Genomic DNA, 26180 nt, shown 5'->3' on the forward strand with positions numbered 1-26180 from the left:
CCAGGTCCATTGCTTTTGGCTTTTGGAGCGTAGTTGTAAGGATAAAGAAAGTGATCAGCAGGAAAGCAAGATCCACCATGGCTGTTAAATCCACACGGGTTGATGCTTTTTTACTCCTTACTTTACCTCCACCTTTTTTACACCCGCCGGAGGTATCTAATTCTGCCATAATTTTTTATTTTGTCACCGTTCTAAGCGATGTAATTAAACTAAATTTGTTAACCTTTTGCTTTTGCAGGGTTTTGATGATCTTGGCAATGGTAGGATATTCTTCCTTGCTGTCACCTTTAATTGCTATTTGCGGTTCTTTGTTATGAAGCAATACATTAGCCTTACGTGTTGCTAATACCCAGTTAGCCAAATCATTGTGCTCTGTGGTATCAACCGGCATACCGGTTTGTTTAAAATCGGTTTTTTCAGGACCGGTAAGGCTTAAAAATTGCGGCAAAACATTAAGCGCAACACCAAAAGACTCTGTGTGAGCAAAAGTGTTTATTTGCTCTGGTGTAAAAGCAATTTTATACTGATCGCCCATAGCTTTTATGGTCTCTTTACGTACATCATCGCCTTCAATAGTATAAAATACTTTACCCTCGCCAACAGTAATGATCGCAAAGTCGGTTTCAGGTATGGTTTCCTTAGCTATAGAAGCAGGAACCTCTGCACGAACAGGATCTTCTGTTTTTGGTTTTGCGGATAGTATAAAAAAGGTAAGCAATAGAAAAGCTACGTCGCACATGGCGGTCATATCAATTGCTGTACTCTTTCTTTGAACTTTTGCTCTAGACATATAATTTCTTTTAAATATAGTGTTATTAATGAATTAATTAACTCCGGACTTTAAGCTATTAAAGCCCGGATATTAACACTAAAATTTATTTGTTTTTGTGTGATGCAGCAAATGTTTGTACAATGCTGAAACCAGTTTCGTCAATTGCATAAGTTAAACCATCAATTTTTGATGTAAATACGTTATACATTACAATTGATAAAGCTGAAGTTGTGATACCCATAGCAGTGTTAACCAATGCTTCAGAGATAGCAGCTGATAATGCTGATGTATTGGTAGCAGCACCTGATAACTCGGCGAAGGCCTTGATCATACCCACAACCGTACCTAACAGACCGGTTAATGTACCGATAGATACTAATGTAGCGATGATTGTTAAGTTTTGCTCTAACATTGGCATCTCTAAAGCTGTTGCTTCTTCAATGTCTTTTTGGATAGCTAAAGTTTTTTGATCAACATCTAATTTTGTATCAGCTTCCATTTCTTTGTATTTTTTCAATCCTGCTTTAATTACAGCAGCAACAGAACCTTTTTGTTTGTCGCATTCTGCAGAAGCAGCATCAATGTTACCACCATTAAGGCAACCTTGTACTCTTCTAACAAATGAATCAACACTTGTAGTACCTGATGCTTTACCAATAACGATAAATCTTTCGATAGAGAAAACAATTACCATTAATACATAAGACATAACCAATGGTACTAATACACCACCTTTGTGTACAGTTCCGAAAATGTCTGCAGGCTCGCCACTTGCGTCTCCACCTTTATAGTGACTTCCATCACCCAGTATAAATATGAAAATACATATTGCAATAATAATGCAAATTGGGATAGTCAAGGTCGCAAACATGCCAGATGCACTTGAGCTTTCTTTTTTAACGGTAGTTGGTTTTGTTGGTGCGTTTGCCATTACTTTTAAATTTTAGTTTTTAGTTTTTGTTATTTTATTTAGTTAGTTAATTGCGTTTTTTAAAGCGGATAACAAAAATAGAATTTTAATGAAATAAAAAAACTTTTTGTCAATCTTTATTAATTATTTAATGCATTAATAGCATTGATTTTATAAGCAGCACCCCTATAACGTTTGGAAATGCAAAATTCATATTCGTTCAAACAATTTTTTACAATAAAACTTATTATTTTTTATAATAGCAAGCAATAGTTATAAAAGTTGTGTAATTATGCTGTTATAATTAAACCTTTTTGATATTATTACTTTCCTCAGCAGCATTCTTTCATGCTTTTTCAAAAAAAAGTGTGTAAAAAAGACACTATCTGTCATTATTTTTACCTAATTATATGGCTAATCCGTATTATTAAACAAATTTAACCCGTTATTTATTCAGTAGTGTTAATTTATAGCAATACAAAACGGTGGCGCGGTTATCAATAATCTTATATGCGAAAACAAGTAACGAAATACCTTTTAATATCACAAACACAATATTAACTAAAAAATTAGTCGGTAGCAAATTTTTTAAGACTTTTTTTTATTTACCCGTTTTTTAGGCTGATAGTTGCTATAACATTAAAACTTCAGCGCTTATCCACCCGCCTTTTTAGCTTTATATCCATCGGCTTGCAATAGGGTTATAATTTTATCTCTAAAGTCGCCCTGTATTAATATCTCGCCATCTTTCACTGTCCCGCCAACACCACATTTGGTTTTTAGCTTTTTCCCTATTACTTCCAGCTCAGCGGCAGCACCTATAAAGCCACCTATTGCAGTAACCAATTTGCCGCCACCTTTTCTATCAAGATAAATTTTTAAATTTTGTTGCTGAGGGGGTAAAGTACCCGGACCAGCACTATTATTTTCCTGATATTTAAAATCAGGATTAGTAGAATACATGATACCCGCAGAATTTTTGTTCTTTTTTGACATCCTTTAAGTTTTGCTGATGGGGTTTGAATTATTGTAAGATAAACCAGAGCTCTTACTTATAAACTCATTATTTAAAACTATTACCTACAATGACTTTTAATGAACCGGGCAAAACATTAATTTCAACTTCGTTACCTGTAATTTCAGGCTCGCCATCCAAATGCATTGGCCCGGGAGTATCTCGTTTAATAATTATATGCCTGCCTTTAATAATTTCTACAAACTTAGATCCGCTTGTAGTTTTGGTAAACATACGTATCCCTAATTCAGGAAAACGGTATAATGGAAAAGGCTTAATTATACAAACATCTATCAACCCATCCTGTACCGAAGCTTGCGGGGATATATGCGCATTATTTCCATATTGTGATGAATTAGCGAAGCTTAGCATAAAGGCTTTATAGCTATGCTTGATCCCATCAATTTCTAAATGATAGGTTTGCGGCCTATATTTTAATATTTCTTGTAAAGATGATTTGATGTAGGTAATAAAGCCCCGCTTCTTTCCATGAGCAAATACCTCGCTTATATGTGCATCAAAACCCATGCCTGCCATATTAAAAAATGGCTTACCATTAGCTTGCGCAGAATCTATTGTTGCTATCCTGCCTGTATTTAAATGTTTTATTGCCTGCTGCATATCCATAGAGATACCGAGGAAACGGGCCAGGCCATTACCGGATCCGCATGGAATGATGCCTAATACAGCGTTACTGCCCACCAGGGCCGATGCTACCTCATTTACAGTACCATCACCGCCCACCGCAACTATCAGATCGTAATTATTAATAGCCGATGCCGCTACTTCGCTTGCGTGTGACACTCCATGTGTAAAAACTATGGTAGCCTCTACATCTAAATATTTTCCAATTAGTTGCGGCACACCGTCCTTTTTCTTCCCGCCCGATATAGGGTTTATAATAAATAACGCTTTCCGTTTCAACTATATAATATTTTTCACTATCCAAAAGTAAATGTATTTTCGACTTTGTAAAAATTGTTTTATTTTTGGCAAATAATAGTGGACTGATTTAGTTGTTCAAGAGCATTGAACCGGATTGCAACCACGTAAAAAAGTGCTAAAACCCTGCTTCTTTACAAAGTTCAGTTAAATCCTTCTTTTTTATTGTACATAATAATAACATAATATATAAAAAAATATGCCCTACTTATTTACATCGGAGTCCGTATCAGAAGGACATCCTGATAAAGTTGCCGATCAGATATCGGATGCTTTAATTGATAATTTTTTAGCTCTTGATCCTGATTCAAAAGTTGCATGCGAAACTTTGGTTACCACCGGCCAGGTTTTTTTAGCCGGCGAAGTAAAATCAAAAGCATATCTGGATGTGCAGAAAATAGCCCGCGAGGTAATTAACAAAATTGGTTATACCAAAGGCGAGTATATGTTTGACGGAAGCTCTTGCAGCGTATTATCGGCAATACACGAGCAATCGCCTGATATTAACCAGGGTGTTGACCGCCAGGCTAAAGAAGAGCAAGGCGCAGGCGACCAGGGGATGATGTTTGGTTATGCTACTATAGAGACTGATAACTATATGCCATTGGCTTTAGATATTGCCCATGCTTTATTAATTGAGCTTGCAGCTATCCGCCGTGAAAATACCGAAATTAAATACCTTCGCCCGGATGCAAAATCGCAGGTAACGTTAGAGTATGATGATAACAATAAGCCAACCCGCATTGATGCTATCGTAATATCTACCCAACATGATGACTTTGACGAAGAGAAAGCTATGCTGGCCAAGATCAGTAAAGAGATTATAGGCGTTTTGATACCCCGCGTAAAAGCTAAATATCCAAAATATGCTCACTTCTTTAATAACGACATTAAATACCACATTAACCCTACTGGTAAATTTGTTATTGGCGGCCCGCATGGCGATACCGGTTTAACCGGCCGTAAAATTATTGTAGATACCTACGGCGGCAAAGGCGCCCATGGTGGTGGTGCATTCTCTGGCAAGGACCCATCAAAGGTTGACCGTTCTGCAGCATATGCTACGCGCCACATTGCTAAAAACCTGGTTGCTGCCGGTGTTTGTAATGAGGTATTGGTACAGGTATCATACGCTATTGGTGTTGCACAGCCCATGGGCATATACATAAACACCTATGGAACCGGGAAAGTAAACCTTAATGATGGTGAGATAGCCAAAAAAGTTGAGGCCATATTTAATATGACCCCGTATGCTATCGAAACCCGTTTTAAATTACGTAACCCTATTTATAGCGAAACCGCTGCTTATGGCCACTTTGGTAAACCAAGCGAGATAGTAACCAAAACGTTTACCCATCATGATGGTACAGTAATTAAAAAGGAAGTAGAACTGTTTACCTGGGAAAAACTTGATTACGTTGATAACGTAAAGAAAGCTTTTGGTTTATAACAATATCTTTAATTGATTTTTTTAATTTAGAGCGATGGATAACCCATCGCTCTTTTTTATTATCTAATAATACTAAACCATGAAATTGTTAAGGGATTAAAAAAACAATTATGCAGGAGCCTGAAGAAAATCCGTGGCAAATTTTAGCTGAAAAAGAAGTTTATAATAATACATGGATAAATTTAACCGAATACCAGGTTATCAATCCATCAGGCAATCCCGGTATTTATGGTAAAGTACATTTTAAAAACCGGGCCATTGGTATTGTACCGTTAGATGATGATATGAATACCTATTTAGTGGGCCAATACCGTTTTGTACTTAATGAGTACAGCTGGGAAATACCCGAGGGCGGCGGACCATTAAATGATGATCCGTTAGCTGCGGCAAAACGCGAATTACTGGAAGAAACCGGCTTAAAAGCTACAAAATGGACCGAAGTGCAGCGCATGCACCTAAGTAATTCTGTAAGTGATGAGCTATGCATTATTTATGTAGCGAGAGGTTTGGAACAATTTGAAGCTGAACCCGAGGAAACGGAACAGTTGCTGGTAAAAAAAGTGCCTTTTGAGGAAGTTTACCGTATGGTATGTACTGGCGAAATTACCGACTCTGTAACAGTAGCGGCAGTATTAAAAGTAAAATTACTTCTGTTGGAAAACAGCCTGCCTGAGTAATTATTAAAATATTTTTACTTTTGCGCGATTAGTTAACTCATGAAAAAGTTTCTCGGCTACATTTTATCACCAATTGCTATTGTGGCTTTTTTATTGCTACTATGCATATTTCAACCTATACAATGGATAAGCTACCGCTTTTTTGGTTATAAGGCACATAAAAGCGCTGTTGACCTTTTAAACTTATTGCTTACCAGCACAGTTTACTTCCTGGGTAACACGGTAACGTTTATTAATAAGCAGAATTTACCTGTAAACAGGCCAATAATTTTTTTAGCTAACCATCAAAGCATGTTAGATATTCCGCCGCTTATTTGGTACTTGCGGAAATATCATGCTAAATTCATTTCAAAAATTGAGTTGACAAAAGGTATACCATCCATATCCTATAATTTAAAATATGGCGGTGGTGCAAATATCAATCGTAAAGATTCGCGTCAATCTTTAATGGAAATGAGTAAAATGGGTATCCGCATGAAAGAAAATAATTGGTCGGCAGTAATATTCCCCGAAGGCACCCGCTCTAAAACCGGGCAGGTAAAAACTTTCCAGGTGGGCGGTATAGCTATCATCCTTAAAAAATGCCCTGATGCGCTGCTTGTACCTATCGCCATAAAAGATTCATGGAAAATGATACGTTACGGCCTATATCCCCTTAACACCTTCACCCCCATGACCTGGAAAGTACTGGAACCTATTGAACCGGGCAAAACCCCGGTTGAGGAACTGGTTGCCGAAGCAGAAAATAAGATCAAAGAAGCTTTAGGGCAAACCCCCTAACCCTTAAAGTTAATCAAAAAACTCTCCCTTCAGGGGGTTGGGGGGTTAGACGTTCTTCCCGTCAATGATCTTAAAAAAATCATCGCGATAGGTGTCTCCTACCGGGATAATTTTATCGCCTATCCGGATGCGGCTGCGCTCAATGCTATCAATCTTATTAAGCGCTACTATATATGATTTGTGCACGCGAATAAAATGCTTTTCGGGCAGGGTATCCTCCATCTTTTTCATGTTTTGCAGCGTGATAATGCGTTCGGCAGTAGTGAATATGGAGATGTAATCCTTCAACCCCTCTATAAATAATATTTGATGCAGGTATACCTTTTGTATTTTATGCTCGCTTTTAACAAAAATAAAATCGCTCATAAAATCCTGTTGCTGCTGCACCTGCACAGGCTCGGCTATCGCGGCTTTTGATGGCTGAATTATGCCTTGTGCTTTTTGCGCCGCCTTAAAGAACCTATCGAAAGCAATTGGTTTAAGCAGGTAATCAACCACATCAAGTTCATAACCTTCTAACGCGTATTGTGGATAGGCTGTAGTTAATATTACTTTGGTTTTGCCGTTAGCTATGCGCAAAAACTGTATACCGGTAAGCTCGGGCATTTGCACATCCAGAAATACAAGGTCGATATTACCATCCTGTACCAAGGTTAAAGCCTCGATAGGGTTGGTGGTAGATCTAACCAACTCCATAAATGGCACTTTGGATATATAGTCTTCCAGTATATGCAGCGCCAAAGGCTCGTCATCAACTATTAGGCATCTTATCATATTATAAAACTAAGGATAATTCGCAAGTGTAAGTATCTATTTCATTGCGTATATCTAAATTATATTTTCCGGGATATAACAGATCAAGCCGACGCTTAACGTTATTTAACCCGATACCACCCATATCATCGCGGTTATTACTATGCTTTTTGTTTTGAATATAAAAATGCAGATGCTCGTTGTCAACATTTATCAACAGGCGAATTGGGGTAAGCGAATCATTGGCTATGCCATGTTTAAAGGCGTTTTCAATAAAAGCTATCAAAAGTAATGGTACTATTTGTTGGTTTGTTACCTGACCATCTATTTTAAAATCAATAAAAGCTTTATGGCCAAATCTTATTTTTTGCAGGTCGATATAGTTTTGCAGGTATTGTAACTCTTTGGCCAGGTCAACTTTATTGTCATTACACTCATAGAGCATATAGCGCATTATTTCTGATAGCTTGAGTATAGCACCAGGTGTATTCTCTGATTGTTGATAAGCCAGTGAGTATATGCTATTTAATGAATTAAACAAAAAATGCGGATTTATCTGCGACTTCAAAAAGGCTAATTCGGCACTTAAGCGTTGGTTCTCAAGGTCGCGTTGTATACGCTCGTTCAGGAACCAATCCACACTAAATTTAAGTACAACGCTGAGGAATAGAAATATAATACTCACAAAAAGCGTGCTGGTGAAATATGACCAGAAACCCACCAGTACCTTCATATGTACCAACACATCTTGTTTAAACATAAGGCCGACACCATATTTGCCGACACCATATATGATTATAGTAAGCACCATTGCTATAGCATACATGCCATAACGTTTCCGGTTTAAAAGACGGGGAATAAACAGCAGGTAATTAAGATAAAAAAGGCTTATGTTAATACTCCCATACACTACAAAAATGACCAGGATGCGATGCCTCGTCATTTTATCATTATGTATTAAAAACAAAAAGAACGAGATAATACTTACCCAAATTAATATATGCCAGAATATTTGCCATTTTTTTTTCATCGAGCCAAAATTAATATTTTGAATTGTCGAAGTACATTATTTATATAGAGTTACCTATTTCATCGATGAACAGGACTTTATTATCTATGAACTGGCATTAACAGTTAATTAGCGTTCGTCTACAAATTACTGCGGTTGGTATAAATGTTTTTAGTGGGTCAGTTATTTAATATTCCTTTGTTGTATCAAAAATCACTTGCAATGAAAAAGCTATTTACCAACACCAATCCATTTATACTTTTACTTGCTCCGGTAATGTTTGCATTAATTATGGGCATTAGTTATCAGTTTGAACAAAAGAAACAAAATACTGATACAGCTGCTACTTCGGCACACACGTCATTATTTTACAAGGGCATTACCCTTGTAAAAGCTGTTTGCTCAATTGGTAACCTAGATGTATGGTAATCCAAACCGAAGGATTAACCTTTAATTTTGGTAGCCAAACAGTTGTTAAATCATTATCTCTACAAGTTCCGGAAGGAAGCATATATGGTTTTCTTGGCCCAAATGGCGCCGGCAAGACTACTACTATAAAATTACTGTTAAACCTTTTGCAAACACAGGAAGGAAGTATTCGTATATTCGACCTGGACTTTCAAACCAATCGTAAAGAAATATTATCTCAGGTAGGATCGCTTATTGAGCAGCCTGCTATTTACGCGCACCTTACCGGTAAAGAAAATTTGCTAAACCGGGCCATCCTATTACAAATTTCTGAAAACCGTGTTGACGAAATGCTGGAACTGGTGCATCTAACCCAGGCAGCGCATAAAAAAGCCGGTAATTATTCGCTGGGCATGAAACAACGCTTAGGAATTGCTTTGGCTTTATTATCAGACCCCAAACTATTGATTCTTGACGAGCCGACTAACGGCCTTGACCCTAATGGTATTATTGAAATACGCGAACTATTAAAAAAACTGGTAAGCAAACACAATAAAACTGTTTTTATATCAAGCCATTTACTAGCCGAAATTGAGCGCATGGCTACCCATGTAGGCATTATTAATAATGGCGAATTGCTTTTTCAGGGAAAGATAAAAGACCTGGAGTCGATAAGTCAACCTCTGGTACGTATTGAAGCTAACAATACTGTTGACGCGGCAAACCTGCTTTCAAAAAACGGTTACCATGTTATTGATGTTAATGACAATTATCTTGCTGTAACCTACCAATCAAAAGAAAAAATGGGGCAAATCAATGCTTTGCTTAATAAAAACGGGTATACAATTTACAGTATACACAAAGTACAAAAGGATCTTGAAAAACTATTCTTAGACATTACCCAAACCCCGAATAATGAAAGGCTTTATACTATCCCTACAGTCTGAATTTTACAAGAGCCGTAAAACATTAGGATTTTGGGCAGCTATATTGTTGCCATTAATATTAACGCTATTGGTTTTTATTGGCTTTTACGTAAAAAGTGAAAAAATGACCAATATGCCGGGTATTTTACTTTGGATGCGTTTTTCGGGGGCCATATTAGGCATAATGGGTTCATTACTGCTACCCATGTTTGTAATATTTGTAGCCTACTCTGTAAACAGCGTTGAACATAAGGCCGATACCTGGAAAACATTATTCAGTTTGCCTATAGCCAAATGGTCGGTTTATTCGGCCAAATATTTATATGCACTCTTTTTGGTTATTTTAAGCCTGGGCCTTTTTGCATTGTTTACCATTGGCTTTGGCAACTTATTGGGCCTTTTAAAACCAGGGTTAAAGTTTTCTGAATACCATATGGAAGTAATGCTGTTACAGGTTTACTTTAAGTTATTTTTATCAGCATTAGGTATTTTATCTATTCAGTTTTTGCTGAGCCTTCTTTGGGCCGATTTTTTAAAGCCAATGGGTATTGGGTTTGTATGTACCATAGCCGGTGTAATTATGGCTACAGCCAATTGGGAATACGATTTTTGGTTCCCCTATGCCTCTCCCATGATGGCATTAAAAACCATGATGCCGCATACAAAGGGCCAAAACAACTCTCAAATGGTAATTGATATTTTTACCAAAGATGTTTTTGTAAGCATTGTAATATCGGCAATAGTGTTTATTGCAGGATATTATATTGTGCAGAAAAAGAGTGTGAAATAATAGACTGTAAGCATTTTTTTATATTTAATTATTCCTCCTCATCCCCCGCGATAGCCAGCATATCATCAACCTGTTTAAAATTGCTGCGTACAAAGTGGCACCAGTCGCATTCTTTTTTACCGCAACCGCTATTAAAATCATGCGCCATAATTTTTTGGTAAACCGAGGTGATCTGATCTGTCACCAAGGCAACATCATCCGGGTGTATTACAATCTTTTCTTTATGATATTCGCCCTCGTTTATGGGTTCAACAAAATCAAAAATGGTTGTTGTTGCTTCCCAGTCATTACTGCGGTCGTTGTCTATTAATATTTTATAAAACACAGCCTGGCGCCAATAATCGCCGCCCTCGGGTTTGTCATTTGTTGGACCAACTAACTTGTCTTTAGCATTTTTTAGCTTGCCTGTTTTATAATCAACAATGGTAGCCTGTTTACCCTCAAACTCTATTTTATCCAGGTTACCTTTTATAGGTACGCCTTGTATTTCAATATTTTTAATACTCCGCTCGGTTACTGCTACCTTGTTCCATTTGGTAATGTTTTGCTCATAATATGGCGGCAATATCTTTTCGCCATAATCAACACGCAGTTTAAATTCTTCTTTGGTGAACGAATCGCGGTTACGGTACATGTACCATTTAAACTCTTTCATAAACTGTCCGGTCGATGGGAAATTATCGTCATCATCCTTTAACCACCTGAAGGCTTTGTTTAATGCCCAATGCACCGCCTGCCCAAATGTTGCCGAGGGGCTTTTACCAGACGGTACCCTAATTAAACACTGGAAATAAAACCTGAGCGGGCAATCTAAAAAGTTATTTAAATGCGTAACCGACAGGGTATAATTTTGTAGTAATTGGTTAATGTAATTGGTATCCAGCAGTTCAACCTTTGGCTTATCAGCTTCGCTAAACTGGGTTGCATAAAACTCAAGCATATTGGTTTCTGTAACTTTAGGATGCCCGATAACCATATCGGTATCAGCCAATATTTCGCCAATAAATTGTGACGGTTCCTGCTCTTTGCCCTTTTTATCTTTATTAGCATACGATATCATGAGGCATTGTTTGGCGCGGGTAAGTGCTACATAAAACAACCGCCTCGACTCTTCTTTTTGAGCGATATCATCATTTGTAGCTTGCGTCAACGTATCTGGGTAGCTGAAACCTGTATTGCGGCCCTTGCTGTCCCACGTTTTTTTATCACATCCAATAAAAAACACATGCTCAAACTCCTGTCCTTTTGAACCATGCGCAGTGAAGAAATTTACACCATTATCAGAATAGATAACCTGGTTCAAATCCAACCGGATACGGTGTTCTTTCATGGTATCGATAGTAGCCAGCAGATCGGCTATTTTTATTTCGGGCTTTTTGCGACTCTCGTCCTTTAAAAAATTAAAGAAATTAGTGAGCACCTGCATGTAAGTTCCCTTATCTGCCTGCTGCATAATATACCGCAGGATACCCATTTTACCAATAACCTGCTGAAAAAGCTGTTGTAGTGTAATGCTTACCGCATCGCCTATCAGCTCATCAATATTATTAATGAGGTATTTCATTTCGGTATTCGGCTCGGCATCAAACAGGTTGGGTTGTTTGGGGGCGCGCATTTCATGTATATACCGACGCAATGATGTTTTGGGCTGATTGTTGGCTGATGTAACAAAATTTTCTTTTGATACCGCTATGCTTGCCTTGGCAATTTCTATAGGTGCTATGGTAAAGAAATCATAATGCATGATCTCGAACAACAACTCATCACCGCTATAAGGCGAATTAAGCTCCATAGCCAAATAGCGCAATATGTTTATGATCTTTTCACCAAACGGAATGGTCAACACATCTATTTTCCGGCGGGTGTTTACGGCTATTTTCTGGGTATCTAAAAAATGTATCAGGTCCTCTACCTGGCTATGGTTACGGTAGATAACGGCTATCTCCCCCGGCGGCGTACCTTTTTCTACCAAATGTTTTATGCTAATGGCTACATCAACCATTTCCTGATCGGGATTTTCATACTCGCGTATAACCGGCTTTACCACCAGTTCATCAAAACGTGAATGTGACGACTGCAAGCTTTTATCCAACGCCAGCTGCCGGGTTAAACGCTCGTTATTATTGTTGATAAGCGCTTTAGAAATATCCAATATATGTTGATTAGACCGGTAATTATGTTTAAGCACAACAGTTGATAGCGTACTTACATAATCATTAGCAAAATCCAAAATGTTCTTCATGTTGGCACCCTGAAACTTGAAGATAGACTGGTCATCATCGCCTACCACAAATACATTGGGTGTTTCCCAGTAGTTCAATAAAAACTTAAGCAACTCATTTTGCGCTCCACTGGTATCCTGGAACTCATCCACCAAAATATAATGATAGCGTTCCTGGTACTTGCGTAATATCTCTTCATTTTCACGGAAAGCCTTTAATACCCAAATGATCATATCATCATAATCATACCGGCCGCTGGCTTTCATTTTGGCATCGTAGCGCTGGTATTCAACCACCGCTGCCAGCAGTTTTTTCATGAGGTCATGCGCGGCATCAATATCTTTTTGCTTGGGATCGCCAATGCTTATGCCTTTGGCAGAATTCCCCCGCTTATAAATAAATTCTTCCCGGTTAGGCAGATCATCCAGATATTCGTTTATAGCGTTTTCAATAAATTGCTCATTCCAGTTTTCCCGCTTCATGGTAGAGAACAAACTCTTTAACCGGGGTACATCATAATAAATATCGCCCGTAAAACGCTTTAGTAAATGCTCATTCGGAAGATCATCCACTAATTCCCTGAACAACATTGCCGACTCGAGGTCAGACAATGGCTCTAAATTCAATTTGCCAAAGTACTCCAGATTTTCCTGTATCACCTCATTACAAAAAGCATGGAAGGTATAAATGTGTATTCGGTAAGCATCAGGCCCAATAAACTCAAATAAACGCTTGCGCATGGCTACTGCACCCGCATCAGTGTAGGTAAGGCAAAGTATTTCACCGGGCAACGCGTCGGTATCCGTCAATATTTTGCCGATACGCGCAGCCAGTATCTGTGTTTTGCCTGTACCGGGGCCGGCAATAACCAACACAGGGCCATCCATTTTATTTACGGCCGCCAGTTGCTCGGGGTTTAGGCCGGCTAATGCCTCCTGGAATTTTTGGTTGTATTTATTGGGGGTGGATTGCATAGCAATTAAAGATTTAGAAAATTGGTTCTTGCCGGTTATCCCAAAAGAACAATATGGTTATAAATTCATGATGAATTTCGTAAAACATAGAAGTTTGAGGAGAAATAATTGCCTGCCTGACATTATTACCATTAAGAGATGCCTTATACATATAAGGCTGATCTGCAATAAGCGATAATATTTTTTGAGTATGTTTTACAAATCCTTCAGCTTGTTTTAAGGCCCACCTATTTTCGATAAATAAAACTATACTATCAAACGTCTCAGTAGCTTCATCTGTCCAGAATATGGCCAGACTCATAAATACTTGCTGTATCTTTTCATTACCTCTTCATGAGGTATCAATTTACCATCAGCAGCTTGTTTTCTACTTCGTTCAATCCCGGCTTTTACATGCTCGGGCAAATCGTTCCAAAAGTCCTTATCATTACTTTCAAAAACTTCTTTTATTTGGAGCAATACAGCTTCGTCATCCGTTTCGAGTAAACGCTTTGCTAATGCTATTTTTTCAATTTGCACGTCCATATTCAAATTTACTATAATTAAACTAAATTTTTAATATTTGAAAACTAAAAACTCAAAGTAGCGTCTACAACAGTTATCTTTACCGCCGGAGGATTGAGACTATGGGATTACCGCTACGGATTACTTTTGATGACAAAGACTATGTTTATCAAATACTTAATACTAACCTTATCAATAAAAACACTACCGAATTAGAAATAATTTTTAACGGCGAAAAGGTGGAATTAATTATGGATAATAAAACCTGGATACAAAAAGATAAAAGCAATACCATTGACCCTAACCTGGTACAGGCACTCGGGCGTTCTGTATCCTTGCGGTTGAGGATGTGATAAACGGTTATAGTTTATAAACCTGCCCCATTAGGGAAATACACATTCACGCTCACGGATAGTTTGCCGGTTGGCTTTAATTGCCGTGTAATTACCTTTACGGCTGCCCGCTGTAGCTCATCACTCATTTGATAGCAGGCAATAAGGGCACCGCTTTTTTCGATGCCCGGCAAACCGGCAATGGTATATGGGTTTGCAAAAACGCTTATCACCGTATTATTATGTTCGGCCAGGGCAGTAATAAATTCTTTAACCCCATTACTGTAATCGAGCTTACTTTGCGGGCGCGCACGGGTATCATGTATACCTACGTAAACCTGCCCATAATCTTTTAAGGTTTCCAGCATCCTGTTCAGCTCGGCAACCGGGGTGCTTTTGTTTATGGTAAATAGGGTACTGTTGTTATACCATTTAGCCAGCTCGGTTTGAAAAACCGTTTCTTTATCAACCCCGATACTTATAATAGCTGTTTTTTGTATGGGGTTAAGCTCCAGTGTTTGGGCATTACCCTTTAGTAACGTCACCGCGGCATCGCTTAGTTGTTGTACCAGTTCGCGGGCGGCAGGCCTATTCAAATCAGCAAATAAATGTTCTGTAGAAACTTCATGCAGATTATTTAATCCCGACCAGTATTTTGCGGCCAGCACTTTTTTAACCTTCGCTTCAAACTGTTCGTCAGGTATATCGCCCCTGCGCACGGCACGTCTTATTTTTTGTATTGCTTTTTTAGAATCGCCTGATAATTCAATAATATCATTACCTGCTAAAAAAGCTTTCAGCTCCGCTTCACCGTCAGGGTAATATTTGGTTACGGCTTTCATTTCCATCGCATCAGACACTATCAGTCCTTTAAACCCTAGTTCGTTTTTTAATACGCGGGTCACAATTTTTTTAGATAGCGTAGATGGCTGGTTTTTAGTACTATCTAAAGCAGGTATACTCATATGAGCTATCATTACACCGGCTATGCCCGCCTTTACCGCTTCGCGGAAAGGGTATTCTTCCAATGAATCTAACCGCTCAACGCTAAAAGGCAACAGCGGCAAATCCAAATGCGAATCAACATTGGTATCACCATGACCGGGGAAATGCTTTGCAGTTGTTAGCAGCCCGGCATTTTGCATACCTTTAAAATAGGCTATTCCCTTTTTTGCAACATTGTATTTATTATCACCAAACGACCGGTAGTTAATAACTGGATTATTGGGGTTATTATTTACATCCATATCCGGCCCAAAATTCATTTGCATGCCCAACCGCTTAAAATCATAAGCCACCTGCTGCCCCATTTTATAAATCAGGCTATTATCCTGTATGGCCCCTAAAGTCATTTGATAAGGATATGATATGGTAGAATCTAACCGCATTCCAACTCCCCACTCGCCATCCATAGCTATTAATAATGGCACGTTTGATATTTTTTGATACCGGTTAATCAGATCAGCTTGCCTCACCGGGCCACCCTGAAAAAACACCAGCCCGCCCACCTGTTGGCTTTTGATAACTTTAGCTACCGAGTCCTCATAAGCCAAACCTCTATTGGTATGCGCTCTTACAAAAAACAATTGCGCCACTTTTTGCCTTCGGTTCAGCGTTTTATATACTGAATCTACCCAATGATTTTGGTGGCTCAGTATTTGGATATAATTATCCTGTTGGGCAAAAGCATCCAGGTTAAAAAGATTAAAGATAAGTAGTAAAACAGGTAGTAATTTTTTTTTCAATCGACGCATACACCAAAAGTAAATTAAAATGATAAAAAATTGCAACTCTTTATTATTAAACGCCGTATACATAGTAACGGTTATTAAAAAGTTAATTATTACAACTTTTTTACACAGGTTTAAAAATCAAATACACTTCATTTAAAATATATAATATAATGAAAAAATATATCCTTTTAGCCACTATGCTGCTAATTGTGGGAAGTGTACGTGCTCAAACATTTTTAAACAGTGACCGTGCCGATCTATCCGGCGCCGGCCTGCCAAGCGTAACGGTTGAAGCAGGTGCAGCATTATCAAGCACAACGGGCGGCACTAATTTTAACACCAGCAGCTTAGCAGGTTTTACCGCTGGGTTTTCTTTTGATCTGCCGGTTAATACCACTCTGGCTATTGTACCAGAGATATTATATGCACAAAAAGGGTATAGCGCAGCCACCCCATTTGGTAATTTTACATTACGCTCGCAGTTTATTGATGCACCGTTACTGGCAAAGTTTCGCGCCGGCTCCAGAATTAATTTTTACGCAGGTCCGCAACTGTCTTATATGATCGCTTCATCAAGTAAATTTAGCAGTAGCTTTTCATCAGCGGCCCAACAAAATTACGACATCAGCGGAAGCAATCTTTTAGTTGATGGTGTTGTTGGACTGGGTATAAATATTAGCCATACTGTAGAACTGCGTGCCCGTTACGCTGTTGATCTGCAAGGAAAAAACACCAATGGTAACACGTTTGTACCTGCTTACCGTAACCAGGCCTTACAAATGGGCTTTGGTTTTAAATTGAATTAATAACTAAACCTTATAACCAAAAAAGCCATCCGTAATACGGGTGGCTTTTTGCTTTGTGATGATTGCAACCATTTACTTACATAGTGTGTATTATTCGAAATGACAAGGATTGGTATATTTGCTCCGAATTATGCAGAATTTAGTTAATGAGGCGCCAGCCAAAAAAAATTACGAGTTTATAGATTCCATACGTGCAATTGCTATGATAAGTATTGTAGTGGAGCATTGTTTTTCGTTTGATGAAAGCACCTATCACCCAACTGATAAGCTCAGTATCTTCACGTTTGTATCTGTTATTCAGTTTATAAAATTTGGCACTATAGCGTTTTTCCTACTATCCGGATTTTTAATAGGCGAAAAATTCACCACTTACACCCCTTATCAATATTTAAAAAGACGTGTTGATAATACCATTGCCCCCTGGGTGTTTTGGTCGTTATTTTTTTTGGCGATGAAAGTTTTGAATGACGCGGTTATAGCTTACAAATTTAACTCGGGCGTGTTTCAGCCACATTTTGGTTTAACGGTGCTTGACTATGCTAAAAACATTTACCTGTATACCAGCTATTGGTTCATCCCTAACTTTTTAATCTGTATAGGCATACTATTAATATTTAAACGCTGGCTTTACTCCTACTGGCTCGGCGGCATTCTGTTTTTGTTTACCATAGTATATATGTTCAACATTTATAATGAGTGGATAGAGCCCCGCCACTCTACCGCGATATTTGGTTTTGTGTTTTTTTTATGGTTAGGTGCACAGTTTAACAGGCATTTAAGCACGCTGGAAAACTGGGTTGATAAAACATCTATCTGGCTTTGGATAGCGTTATCAGCAGTAACACTAGTATCGGGCATTTGGGAAATACAGCACCTTAAAACCTTGCATAGTGTAGACCCCTATAACACGCTGCGGCTAAGTAATATTTTGTATTCGCTTTGTTTCTTTTTCCTGTTGATAAAGATCAAAAATTTCGGGTTCGCCAAATATTTAAAATCTCGCGAAACTACTTACGGTATCTATCTTATCCACTACATATTAGTAGCTATGCTATTGCCCATCATCTTTGTATCGTTAAGGTTTGATATTAACCCCCTAAGCTATGGCGAGGTATGGTTATATATGTTAACGCGTTTAGTTATAGTATATAGCTTAACATTTATAATAGTTACGCTGTTGAATAAAACAAAGGCGAAGGTGTTAATAGGGCGGTAAAACTAAAAAGCAGTTGGTGTAATTCCTTCCCAACTGAATAAACAGGTTGCTCCGGCCAAAACATTTAGCTATATATCATATCCACACTCCTTAAAAAACGGCCGCCAAAAATCAAGGTGTTCATCCCAGGCGTGGCAGCCAAAAGGCAACTGGTTATTGGTGAGCGACATGGCCCTGTCCAGCACATACTCGAACGAGAATTTAATCCCTGTTTTATAATAAGGTATCCTTAACGCTTTGCGCTTGCGGTTTACCTCAATGCTCCAAAACCTATCCTCGTTAAAATGGGTGCTGTCGTTTGCCAGGTAGCCTGCAATAAATTCTTTTTTAGCTACGCTGATGTCGTAAAACTTTTTCACTCTGCGTAACGAGAAACCACCGTTGCCAACCTTATTTTCAAACTGGTAGTGGCTTGGTTCGCCGTTTACGTAGATATCATAACGGATATGAAAAAAGTACTTGATGTTTGATTTAACCGCCTTAATCCAATCCGGATGATCGCAATCGCGCAGCCAGGGCGCGCCTATGTAATCGTAATTTTGATCGCACCAATAATTAAGCTCGTCCCTAAAAACAAATGCATCCAGTTGATGAATGAGGATATATTCATATCCTAAAAATTCTTTATAAAATTTATCAGACAGCATAAGGGCATTGTAACCTTTAATGTCTTTAAAATAGTCGTCGTCAAAACTTATAGTATCAGCAAATGGATAGGCCGTTATTGCTGCAGGCAGAGTAAGGTGATTTGGTTTAACAGCTATTACCGGGTAATTTGCCAGCACCTTAAAACATTGCTGTAGTGCGATAGCCTCATGAGCCGAAAGTGTATCCTTATAAAAAGGAATAACTACCGCAACCTTATGTTTAGCTTGCTGCCCGGCCATAGTTAATTGGTAAAGGTTTGCATATCTATCAGCTTACGGTATAAACCGTTATGGCCGATGAGTTCATGGTGAGTGCCCTGCTCTACAATTTTACCGCTTTCAAGCACCACAATAATATCGGCATTTTGTATGGTGCTTAAACGGTGCGCTATAATGAGCGAGGTGCGGTTTTTCATCAAATTATTCAAGGCATCCTGCACCAATTTTTCCGATTCGGTATCCAGTGCCGAGGTAGCCTCATCCAGCAACATGATAGGCGGATTGCTCAAAACCGCACGTGCAATACATATTCGCTGCCTTTGCCCGCCGGATAGTTTGGTACCGCGATCGCCTATGTTGGTACTGTAGCCTTCTTCGGTCTCTAAAATGAAACTGTGCGCGTTGGCAATTTTTGCCGCGGCCTCTACCTGTTCGGGCGTGGCATCTACTTTGCCGAAGGCGATGTTGTTGTAGATAGAATCATTAAACAAAATGGATTCCTGGTTTACAAAACCCATTAAAGCTCTTAATGATTCGGCTGTGATAGATTTGATGTTATGGTCATCTATCAGCACCTCACCGCTTTGCGGGTCGGTAAAGCGGGGTATCAGATCCATTAAGGTAGATTTACCACCACCCGACGGACCAACCAATGCTACGGTTTTACCTTTGGGGATATTTAAATTAATACCTGATAATACTTCTTTTTCCTGGTAAGCGAACGATACATTTTTAAAGTGGATGCCTTCGTTAAATTCGGTTATGGCAGTTGCATTCGGCGCATCTTTAATTAAAGGTTTTTCATCTATTAAAGCTAAAACCCGCTCGCCTGCGGCAATACCCGAGTGGATATTGCTAAATGAATCTGAGATGGCTTTGGCAGGGCGCATTAACTGTGAGAATATGCCTATATAAGCGATGAAATGACCCGCGTCAAGATCAGATTTGTGATTTAATATTAAATACCCGCCATACATCACAATAAACGCGATCATGGTAACAGATAGTGTTTCTGAAACCGGTGAAGCTAATTGCTGGCGCCTTGCCATTGAGCGCGCTATGCTTGAATAGGTTTCGTTTTCCTTATTGAATCGCTTTTTTATAAAATCGAGCGCGTTAAATGCTTTGATTATTTTTATACCAGATAATGCCTCATCCAGGTAACTAATCATGTTACCATATGATTGCTGACCAGCTATAGCTTGCGCTTTTAATCGTTTTACTATCCTTGATATGATGAACGCAGAAACAGGAATAATTAATAATGAAAACAAGGTAAGTCTTGTCGAAATACTGAATAGCGCCACCATATAAGCTATCATGGTAACGGGTTCTTTAAATATTACCTGCAAGGTAGCTGTTACAGAAAATTGTACAACCTGCACATCTGACGCAACTTTAGATATAATATCGCCCTTACGCTCATTATTAAAATAACCTAAATGCAGATCCATTACATTATTAAATACGGTTTTCCTGAGGTTTAACAAGGTATGCACCCGCAGGTTTTCCATAGTGCGTTGAGAAAGATAACGAAACAGGTTACCTAAAAAAACAAAAATTATAATAATAAAGCATACAAACTTTAACGCGCCCCACGGGCCGCCATAATTATTAATATAGTATTGCATGTAATATTTAAACATTTCGCTCATGTGGAATATTGAGGGAGCGGGGCCTGTTTGTGCTACAACCGCATGTGCATTTGTCGAAAATAAAGCATTTAATAAAGGGCCTAATAATACCAGCACCATAGTACTGAAAAATACATACAAAAGGGTGAAAATTATATAAGGAATAGCAAATTTTTCAATTGGCTTGGCAAAGGATAGTAGCCTGAAATAAGTCTTCATTAAAAATATTTAAAGAGTGCAAAGCTAACGGTATTTAGCGAATATTAGTATGGGAAATTAACGGTAGGTGAGTCTGGTTGGTTTATACTCCCGGCGGGGTTACAGGTGGATAGAAAAAACAGAATAAATTATAATTTGGCCTTTATTCCCGTCCCCACTGGTTTCTCAAAGAGTATCTGTGGTTAATATACCTATCCCACTCTTGTTGGTGGATATAATATTTATAAGTTATTTTTTTGTGGTTTGTTGAGATAAAACTTTGGATAGCTTCTCGTCTAGCTTAAATGTAGCAATATATAAATCGGTATCAATACTATTTGTTGATCTGTAAGTTTGTTCGATTATCCAGCCTTCCGGTTTACCTTTATACCCTAACAAATATTGTAAACTCTGTTCAAGCAGCATGTTGCGTTTATTATAATTTTTTTTACTTAATTTTTGAAGGATGGAAATCTCAGAATTGTTTTTAGTGTTCGCTATTTTTTTGTTTAAAGAATCACCAATTTTATAAGTGTTGTCAATTTTTTCAGTGATTATTTGATAATCTGGTTCATTATCCGGACCACCTCTTAAAGTATCAATTGGACTGGTTTTTATTATCTCATATTTATCCGAGCCTTTTAAGGTGCTGTCTAAGTATTTTTTTGCTAATCCGTCTGCCTGCTGTTGTTTGGTTTCGAAATAAGTACAGGATACAAAAATAAATAGTATGGCAAGATGCGTCTTTTTCATAATAAATTAGGATTACTAAAATAAATATAGGGTAATAATGTTACTTACGAACTATCGCTTTCTTTCCCTTAGTCCTAATTTATAATCCCGGACTAACTTTTCAGGGGATCTGCACTCCCCGTATTCAAACCCTCAATCAATGTTATTTCCAGTAAAGCTATATTATTCCGCTCGTGGCAACCAGACAGGTAATGAATAAACAGGAGCCTGGATCAGGTGGGACCAGGTGAGGTCAGGTAGGATCAGGTGGTCAGAACGCGCGCCGGGGACTCACCCCGCGGCACTTCGTGCGCGACCCTCTCTTCGGCAAGCCGCAAAGAGGGTAACCAAGTGCAGAACTATTGAAAAACCCTCTTTCCGCCGAAGCGAAGAGAGAGGGTCGACCAGCGCAGCATAGTCGGGTGAGTAAATTGCCTACTGCGCCAGCTTCTGTACCAGCGTTTCAAAATGATCCTGGAAGAAAAAGTCGTAGCCGCCCTCGCCTTCGGGCACCACATTTATTACATCGAACGAAACCTCCAAAACGCGTGGCACTTTTAACGCCTCGGCTATGGAATATGGGAACGATTGATTGCCGATAAACAATTTACACCCGGCTATCATTTTTGCCATTTGTAAAAAGTCGTCCACCTTTACCCATTTAATATTGGGGATGGTTTTAATGATGTCGTTATATTCTGATTCCACACCTATGAATATCAGGTTATCATACTTATTCAAAAACTGATGATCTATCATGATGTTCCGGTAGCGTTCGCTGCGTGCCAGGATGATGGTATCTTTATAAGTATGGTCGGGTTCAACCGTCAGCCATTTTTTCCAAAGCGGCGGGTTAACACCGGTAACATAAGCGCACCAATGGGCAATGTTTCCCTTATCCTGCGGTACAAAGCCCGAGCGAAAATAATCCAGATCGATATCAATTGGTTTATCGCTGCTAGCCTCGCACTCATTAATATAGGGCTGACTTTTTATCAGCGGCACCAGCATATCTATCATCTTCTGGTTAAGCATTACGCCACCCAGCGCGTGCGAGTGCGTTACGCCCTCGGCAAATATCATGGGGCGGTTTAGCGTAAAATATAAATTTACAGGCACACCAGTAAATTCATGTATTTCGCGAATGGTTGGCAGGGCATAAATAATATCGCCCGCGTTACCGCTATGGTTAAGGTTCAGTTTTCCGTTAGCAAGGGCATGCGCTTTAATTTGCGGAAAGTTGCTTAACCGCTGGTTGCCGGTAATGAAACGTTTAAACTCAACATCTTTATAATTAACCAGCTGCCATTTATATTCTTTGTAACCCTTTTTATCAGTATGTTTTAGCCAAAGCTTATTTAAAAGACCTTTTTTCTTCATATTATAATTATTAAACGGCCAACTGTTTTACTAACGATTCCAAATGCTCCTGGAAGAAAAAATCATGCGCGTTCTCGCCTTCGGGAATCACATTGGCTATCTGGTAATACAACTCTAATATACGCGGCACTTTAAGCCCTTCGGCAATAGAGAACGGGAACGATTGGTTACCAATAAAAACCTTACAACCTGCAATTATCCGCGCCAGCTTTAAAAAATCATCCACTTGTACCCATTTAAGGTTGGGTATTGATTTGCGCATATCCTCATACTCTGATGCTACGCCTATAAAAACCACATCCTTATAATCTTGTAAAAACGAATAATTAATAGCTGTATTACGGTAGCGTTCGCTACGGGCAATAACTATGGTATTGGCATAAGCTTTATCAGCATCAACTGTTAGCCAGCTTTTCCATAATTGCGGGGTTACCCCGGTTAAATATCCGCACCAGCGTGCAATGTTTCCATGATCTATCGGTATCAGTTTCGATCTGAAAAAATCCAGGTCGATATGTATTTGCTCACCATTATAGGCCTCGCATTTATCCATATACTTTTGCGATAATACCAGCGGAGCCAGCATATCCACCATTTTTTGGTTCAGCATAACACTACCCAGCGGGTGTGTCATGTGTTTAGGCATATTACGCGGTTTGCTTAGCTTTAAATACAGGTTTATTTTTACGCCGGTTAGCTCATGTATTTCTTTAAGTGTTGCCAAAGCATATATAATATCGCCCGCGTTGCCGCTATGGTGTACGTTAAGTTGGGGGCTTGATGCGCAAAATGCCTTTATTTTCTCTACGGTGTTTAAGCGCTGCTTACCGATAAAGTAATTTTGAAATTCCTCTTTATTATAATTGGTGATCTCCCACTTGTACTCTTTATATTTATCCCTATCAGAATATTTTAAAAGCAATTTACCCAGGAAATTCTTTTTCTTAAAAGTCATCCTTCCAAAATTAATTAAATAACGCGTTTAGTGATTAAATTAGATATAAAAAATTAGTGCATCCGGAAGTAAACAAGTTCTGCAATAAACCTATTACCCATTAAATGCTTTTACTGTACTGTCCCACGAACACCTGGTACACCCTGGGACACCTTGGGACACCTTGGGACACCTTGGGACACCCTGGGACACCCTGGGACACCCTGGGACATTATAAATTTCAATCAATTGAAAATCAACTATATAAAATCACATCCAATAAATTAACTAAATAGTTTCTTTGTTTTTGCACCCCATATTTGGCTGTAAATATAATTGGCGCGGTTTAGCTTGCTCTTTTTGCGGATAAGAAAAATAGTATTCCGATATTTTATTAACAGACTGCTTAATTCAAATGATATATAACTACCCATCCGTTTGGTAAACGCTTTATAAAATTGTTGGGCAATATCATTTTTGTTTTTCGGATAAGCCGCGCAATGGCCCAGCCAGGTTTGTATACGCTCCAGTTTTTGTATAGAGGTATGCTTATGCACCTCTTTATCCCGTTTGGTGCGTAAAATGTTGGTATCGCTTTTATCATGCTGACGATATTTAACCAGGCACTCGGGAATAAAATCTATCGTGCTTATATTGGTTGCTACGTAGGCCAACCACCAGTCATGAAAATAGGTTTCTTTGAGCGGCAGGGCCTCATCCAGCAGTTCGCGCTTCATTAATATGGAATGGCCCGATACACAATTAAAAAACAAAAACACTTCAGGCTCACCTCCACGATAAAGGTTCATTACATCTGATACTTTTTTATTCATCGGGCTGCCATCCTCATGTATAAATTCCGAATCGTGATATATCAACACATTGTCCTTTATAGCGTTAACCTGCTTTTCAATTTTCTCCAAGTCCCAAATATCATCCTGGTCGCAAAGGGCAATCAGTTCACCGGTGCATAAAGTTGCCGCACGTTCAAAATTCTTTACAAAGCCAAGATTGCTTTCGTTTTGGTAATGCTTAATCTTCGGATAACGGGATGCGTAAGCAGTTAAAATGTCGTATGTATTATCGGTAGAGCAATCGTCAACCACAACAATCTCCAAATTTTTATAAGTTTGATCAACAAGCGTATCTAACTGCTGCGTCAAATAAGCCGCCCCATTATAGGTGCACAACGCGACAGAAACTAATGGCCCACTTTTCATTTATGATAACTTAACTTTTATTATCTTTTTATTTTTTACAGATAGCCTGATGGTGTTAACCACATTAAATATAGTGCGGTTGCTACCGTGTTTATTTAATAATGCAGTTAAACGTTCTTTATATTGATCAATCAGGTGGCTGTTTTTAAACAGTTCTTTATAGCTTTTCCATATCCAGGTTTGACCGGTTAACAATTTGGGTAAAAGGTCTATCAATGTTATTTGCACATACCAGCAAAATAGCGCCAGGCCATTCAGGTGCAGCGCGTGCAAATAAAACCGGTTACGGTAATAGGTGCTTTTTATCCATTTTGGCTTTTGGTAGTTTTTGGTACTGGCCGATACCTGGTGCCGGCATACCGATTGATGCTCATAATAACATTTCCACCCCAGTTTCCAGGCGCGTATGCTCAGCTCCATATCCTCACAGTAAAACGGCGAAAATAATTCATAAAACCCACCTATCTCTTTCAGTTTGGCGGCATCTATTAACGCGTTAGCGCCCGACAGATAAAGGGTATACAGCCTGTCACAGGTGTCTTCAGTATAATAAAAATATTCAGTTTTTAATTTTAGTCCGTTAAATTTTGGCAAGCGGGCGGCATCCTGTATGCCATCGCCATCCATATCAATAATGCGCCCCATTACACCGAAGGTGTCATCAGCCTCAAAATATTTAAACTGCTGCTCAAAATAATCGGGCGCAAGTTTAACGTCCGAGTTCAGCAACAAAATCAGCTCATATTGCGCGGCGGCTATGCCCTGGTTGCAGGTAAAAGAAAATCCGCTGTTTTGTTCATTTATCAATAAGGTCAGCTGCGGATATACCTGTTTAATAAACTCCACCGAAGTATCGGTCGAAGCATCATCCACCACAATAACCTCATAAGCTACATTGGCATTTTCAATAGCTGCAAAAGTATAGGGCAGGTATTCTGCCAGCAGTTGCCTGCCGTTATAATTAGGTATAACTATGCTGATGCTTTTTTTATCCACC

At 38.8% G+C, this 26180-nt stretch carries 27 protein-coding genes; 9 read left to right on the top strand and 18 right to left on the bottom strand.

The window, feature by feature from the left end:
* The 5 genes from JWP71_RS08780 to JWP71_RS08800 form a co-directional block, all read right to left on the bottom strand.
* Positions 1-169, bottom strand: a 169-nt coding sequence (locus JWP71_RS08780) for a biopolymer transporter ExbD (RefSeq protein WP_299498811.1), incomplete at its 3' end; no start/stop codon positions are given.
* Between the two features lie 6 nt (positions 170-175).
* Positions 176-790 carry a biopolymer transporter ExbD gene (locus tag JWP71_RS08785; RefSeq protein ID WP_299498722.1) on the bottom strand — a complete coding sequence of 205 codons (615 nt, stop codon included), beginning with the start codon at positions 788-790 and terminating at the stop codon, positions 176-178.
* Between the two features lie 85 nt (positions 791-875).
* Positions 876-1703: a MotA/TolQ/ExbB proton channel family protein gene (locus JWP71_RS08790; RefSeq protein WP_299498724.1), complete on the bottom strand. Its 828-nt coding sequence runs from the start codon at positions 1701-1703 to the stop codon at positions 876-878.
* Positions 1704-2336: 633 nt separating this feature from the next.
* Positions 2337-2678: a translation initiation factor gene (locus JWP71_RS08795; protein ID WP_299498726.1), complete on the bottom strand. Its 342-nt coding sequence runs from the start codon at positions 2676-2678 to the stop codon at positions 2337-2339.
* A 67-nt stretch (positions 2679-2745) separates the two neighbouring features.
* Positions 2746-3621, bottom strand: a complete 876-nt coding sequence (locus JWP71_RS08800) for a diacylglycerol kinase family protein (RefSeq protein WP_299498729.1) — start codon at positions 3619-3621, stop codon at positions 2746-2748.
* A 217-nt stretch (positions 3622-3838) separates the two neighbouring features.
* Here JWP71_RS08800 and metK point away from each other — a divergent pair, with 217 nt between their 5' ends.
* The 3 genes from metK to JWP71_RS08815 all read left to right on the top strand — a co-directional run bounded on the left by metK (position 3839) and on the right by JWP71_RS08815 (position 6546).
* Entirely contained in the window at positions 3839-5089 is a 1251-nt protein-coding gene (metK, locus tag JWP71_RS08805) for a methionine adenosyltransferase (RefSeq protein ID WP_299498730.1), read from the top strand.
* A gap of 110 nt (positions 5090-5199) precedes the next feature.
* Entirely contained in the window at positions 5200-5766 is a 567-nt protein-coding gene (locus JWP71_RS08810) for an NUDIX hydrolase (protein WP_299498732.1), read from the top strand.
* 39 nt (positions 5767-5805) lie between these two features.
* The gene (locus JWP71_RS08815) at positions 5806-6546 is read left to right on the top strand and encodes a lysophospholipid acyltransferase family protein (RefSeq protein ID WP_299498734.1); all 741 of its coding nucleotides are present in this window, start codon (positions 5806-5808) and stop codon (positions 6544-6546) included.
* A gap of 45 nt (positions 6547-6591) precedes the next feature.
* Here JWP71_RS08815 and JWP71_RS08820 read toward each other — a convergent pair whose 3' ends face one another.
* Together JWP71_RS08820 and JWP71_RS08825 are read right to left on the bottom strand one after the other, a co-directional pair.
* A complete protein-coding gene (locus tag JWP71_RS08820; protein WP_299498737.1) occupies positions 6592-7320 on the bottom strand; it encodes a LytTR family DNA-binding domain-containing protein in 729 nt (242 codons plus the stop codon).
* 1 nt (position 7321) lies between these two features.
* Positions 7322-8329 (bottom strand): sensor histidine kinase, encoded by a 1008-nt coding sequence (locus JWP71_RS08825; protein WP_299498739.1) that lies wholly within the window; start codon positions 8327-8329, stop codon positions 7322-7324.
* 201 nt (positions 8330-8530) lie between these two features.
* Between JWP71_RS08825 and JWP71_RS08830 the strand changes: the two genes are divergently transcribed.
* Genes JWP71_RS08830 through JWP71_RS08840 form a run of 3 tightly spaced genes read left to right on the top strand, consistent with a single transcriptional unit; the run spans position 8531 to position 10432 of the window.
* Positions 8531-8737, top strand: a complete 207-nt coding sequence (locus JWP71_RS08830) for a hypothetical protein (RefSeq protein ID WP_299498741.1) — start codon at positions 8531-8533, stop codon at positions 8735-8737.
* On the top strand, positions 8731-9663 hold the full coding sequence (locus JWP71_RS08835) for an ABC transporter ATP-binding protein (RefSeq protein ID WP_299498743.1): 933 nt from the start codon (positions 8731-8733) through the stop codon (positions 9661-9663). The genes JWP71_RS08830 and JWP71_RS08835 overlap by 7 nt, the downstream gene beginning before the upstream one ends.
* Positions 9632-10432, top strand: coding sequence for an ABC transporter permease (locus JWP71_RS08840; RefSeq protein WP_299498745.1), 801 nt, complete (start codon positions 9632-9634; stop codon positions 10430-10432). Before JWP71_RS08835 ends, JWP71_RS08840 begins: the two co-directional genes overlap by 32 nt.
* Before the next feature lie 28 nt (positions 10433-10460).
* On the opposite strand, the gene JWP71_RS08845 is transcribed toward JWP71_RS08840, so the two are convergent.
* Genes JWP71_RS08845 through JWP71_RS08855 form a run of 3 tightly spaced genes read right to left on the bottom strand, consistent with a single transcriptional unit; the run spans position 10461 to position 14153 of the window.
* Complete coding sequence (locus JWP71_RS08845; protein WP_299498747.1) at positions 10461-13628, bottom strand: ATP-dependent DNA helicase; 3168 nt, start codon at positions 13626-13628, stop codon at positions 10461-10463.
* Between the two features lie 13 nt (positions 13629-13641).
* Positions 13642-13929: a type II toxin-antitoxin system RelE/ParE family toxin gene (locus JWP71_RS08850; RefSeq protein ID WP_299498750.1), complete on the bottom strand. Its 288-nt coding sequence runs from the start codon at positions 13927-13929 to the stop codon at positions 13642-13644.
* A complete protein-coding gene (locus JWP71_RS08855) occupies positions 13926-14153 on the bottom strand; it encodes a hypothetical protein (protein WP_299498752.1) in 228 nt (75 codons plus the stop codon). Before JWP71_RS08855 ends, JWP71_RS08850 begins: the two co-directional genes overlap by 4 nt.
* A 101-nt stretch (positions 14154-14254) precedes the next feature.
* Here JWP71_RS08855 and JWP71_RS08860 point away from each other — a divergent pair, with 101 nt between their 5' ends.
* A complete protein-coding gene (locus tag JWP71_RS08860) occupies positions 14255-14485 on the top strand; it encodes a hypothetical protein (RefSeq protein ID WP_299498755.1) in 231 nt (76 codons plus the stop codon).
* Positions 14486-14499: 14 nt separating this feature from the next.
* On the opposite strand, the gene JWP71_RS08865 is transcribed toward JWP71_RS08860, so the two are convergent.
* Positions 14500-16218, bottom strand: coding sequence for a glycoside hydrolase family 3 N-terminal domain-containing protein (locus JWP71_RS08865; RefSeq protein ID WP_299498757.1), 1719 nt, complete (start codon positions 16216-16218; stop codon positions 14500-14502).
* A gap of 149 nt (positions 16219-16367) precedes the next feature.
* Here JWP71_RS08865 and JWP71_RS08870 point away from each other — a divergent pair, with 149 nt between their 5' ends.
* Together JWP71_RS08870 and JWP71_RS08875 are read left to right on the top strand one after the other, a co-directional pair.
* Positions 16368-17003, top strand: a complete 636-nt coding sequence (locus JWP71_RS08870) for an outer membrane beta-barrel protein (RefSeq protein WP_299498759.1) — start codon at positions 16368-16370, stop codon at positions 17001-17003.
* Between the two features lie 130 nt (positions 17004-17133).
* The gene (locus JWP71_RS08875; RefSeq protein WP_299498761.1) at positions 17134-18219 is read left to right on the top strand and encodes an acyltransferase; all 1086 of its coding nucleotides are present in this window, start codon (positions 17134-17136) and stop codon (positions 18217-18219) included.
* A gap of 68 nt (positions 18220-18287) precedes the next feature.
* Here the strand turns inward: JWP71_RS08875 and JWP71_RS08880 are convergent, their stop codons facing one another.
* From JWP71_RS08880 to JWP71_RS08910, 7 genes are all read right to left on the bottom strand, one after another.
* Positions 18288-19106: a DUF5672 family protein gene (locus JWP71_RS08880; RefSeq protein WP_299498762.1), complete on the bottom strand. Its 819-nt coding sequence runs from the start codon at positions 19104-19106 to the stop codon at positions 18288-18290.
* A 2-nt stretch (positions 19107-19108) separates the two neighbouring features.
* Entirely contained in the window at positions 19109-20938 is a 1830-nt protein-coding gene (locus tag JWP71_RS08885) for an ABC transporter ATP-binding protein (protein ID WP_299498764.1), read from the bottom strand.
* Positions 20939-21166: 228 nt separating this feature from the next.
* Positions 21167-21670, bottom strand: a complete 504-nt coding sequence (locus tag JWP71_RS08890; protein ID WP_299498766.1) for a hypothetical protein — start codon at positions 21668-21670, stop codon at positions 21167-21169.
* Positions 21671-22084: 414 nt separating this feature from the next.
* The gene (locus JWP71_RS08895; protein ID WP_299498767.1) at positions 22085-23029 is read right to left on the bottom strand and encodes a hypothetical protein; all 945 of its coding nucleotides are present in this window, start codon (positions 23027-23029) and stop codon (positions 22085-22087) included.
* A gap of 10 nt (positions 23030-23039) precedes the next feature.
* Entirely contained in the window at positions 23040-23984 is a 945-nt protein-coding gene (locus JWP71_RS08900; protein WP_299498769.1) for a hypothetical protein, read from the bottom strand.
* A 263-nt stretch (positions 23985-24247) separates the two neighbouring features.
* Complete coding sequence (locus JWP71_RS08905; protein ID WP_299498771.1) at positions 24248-25183, bottom strand: glycosyltransferase family 2 protein; 936 nt, start codon at positions 25181-25183, stop codon at positions 24248-24250.
* Positions 25184-26179 (bottom strand): glycosyltransferase family 2 protein, encoded by a 996-nt coding sequence (locus JWP71_RS08910; protein WP_299498773.1) that lies wholly within the window; start codon positions 26177-26179, stop codon positions 25184-25186.
* Between the last annotated feature and the right edge of the window lies 1 nt (position 26180).

This window comes from Mucilaginibacter sp. (assembly GCF_028287845.1).
Taxonomy (GTDB): Bacteria; Bacteroidota; Bacteroidia; order Sphingobacteriales; family Sphingobacteriaceae; genus Mucilaginibacter.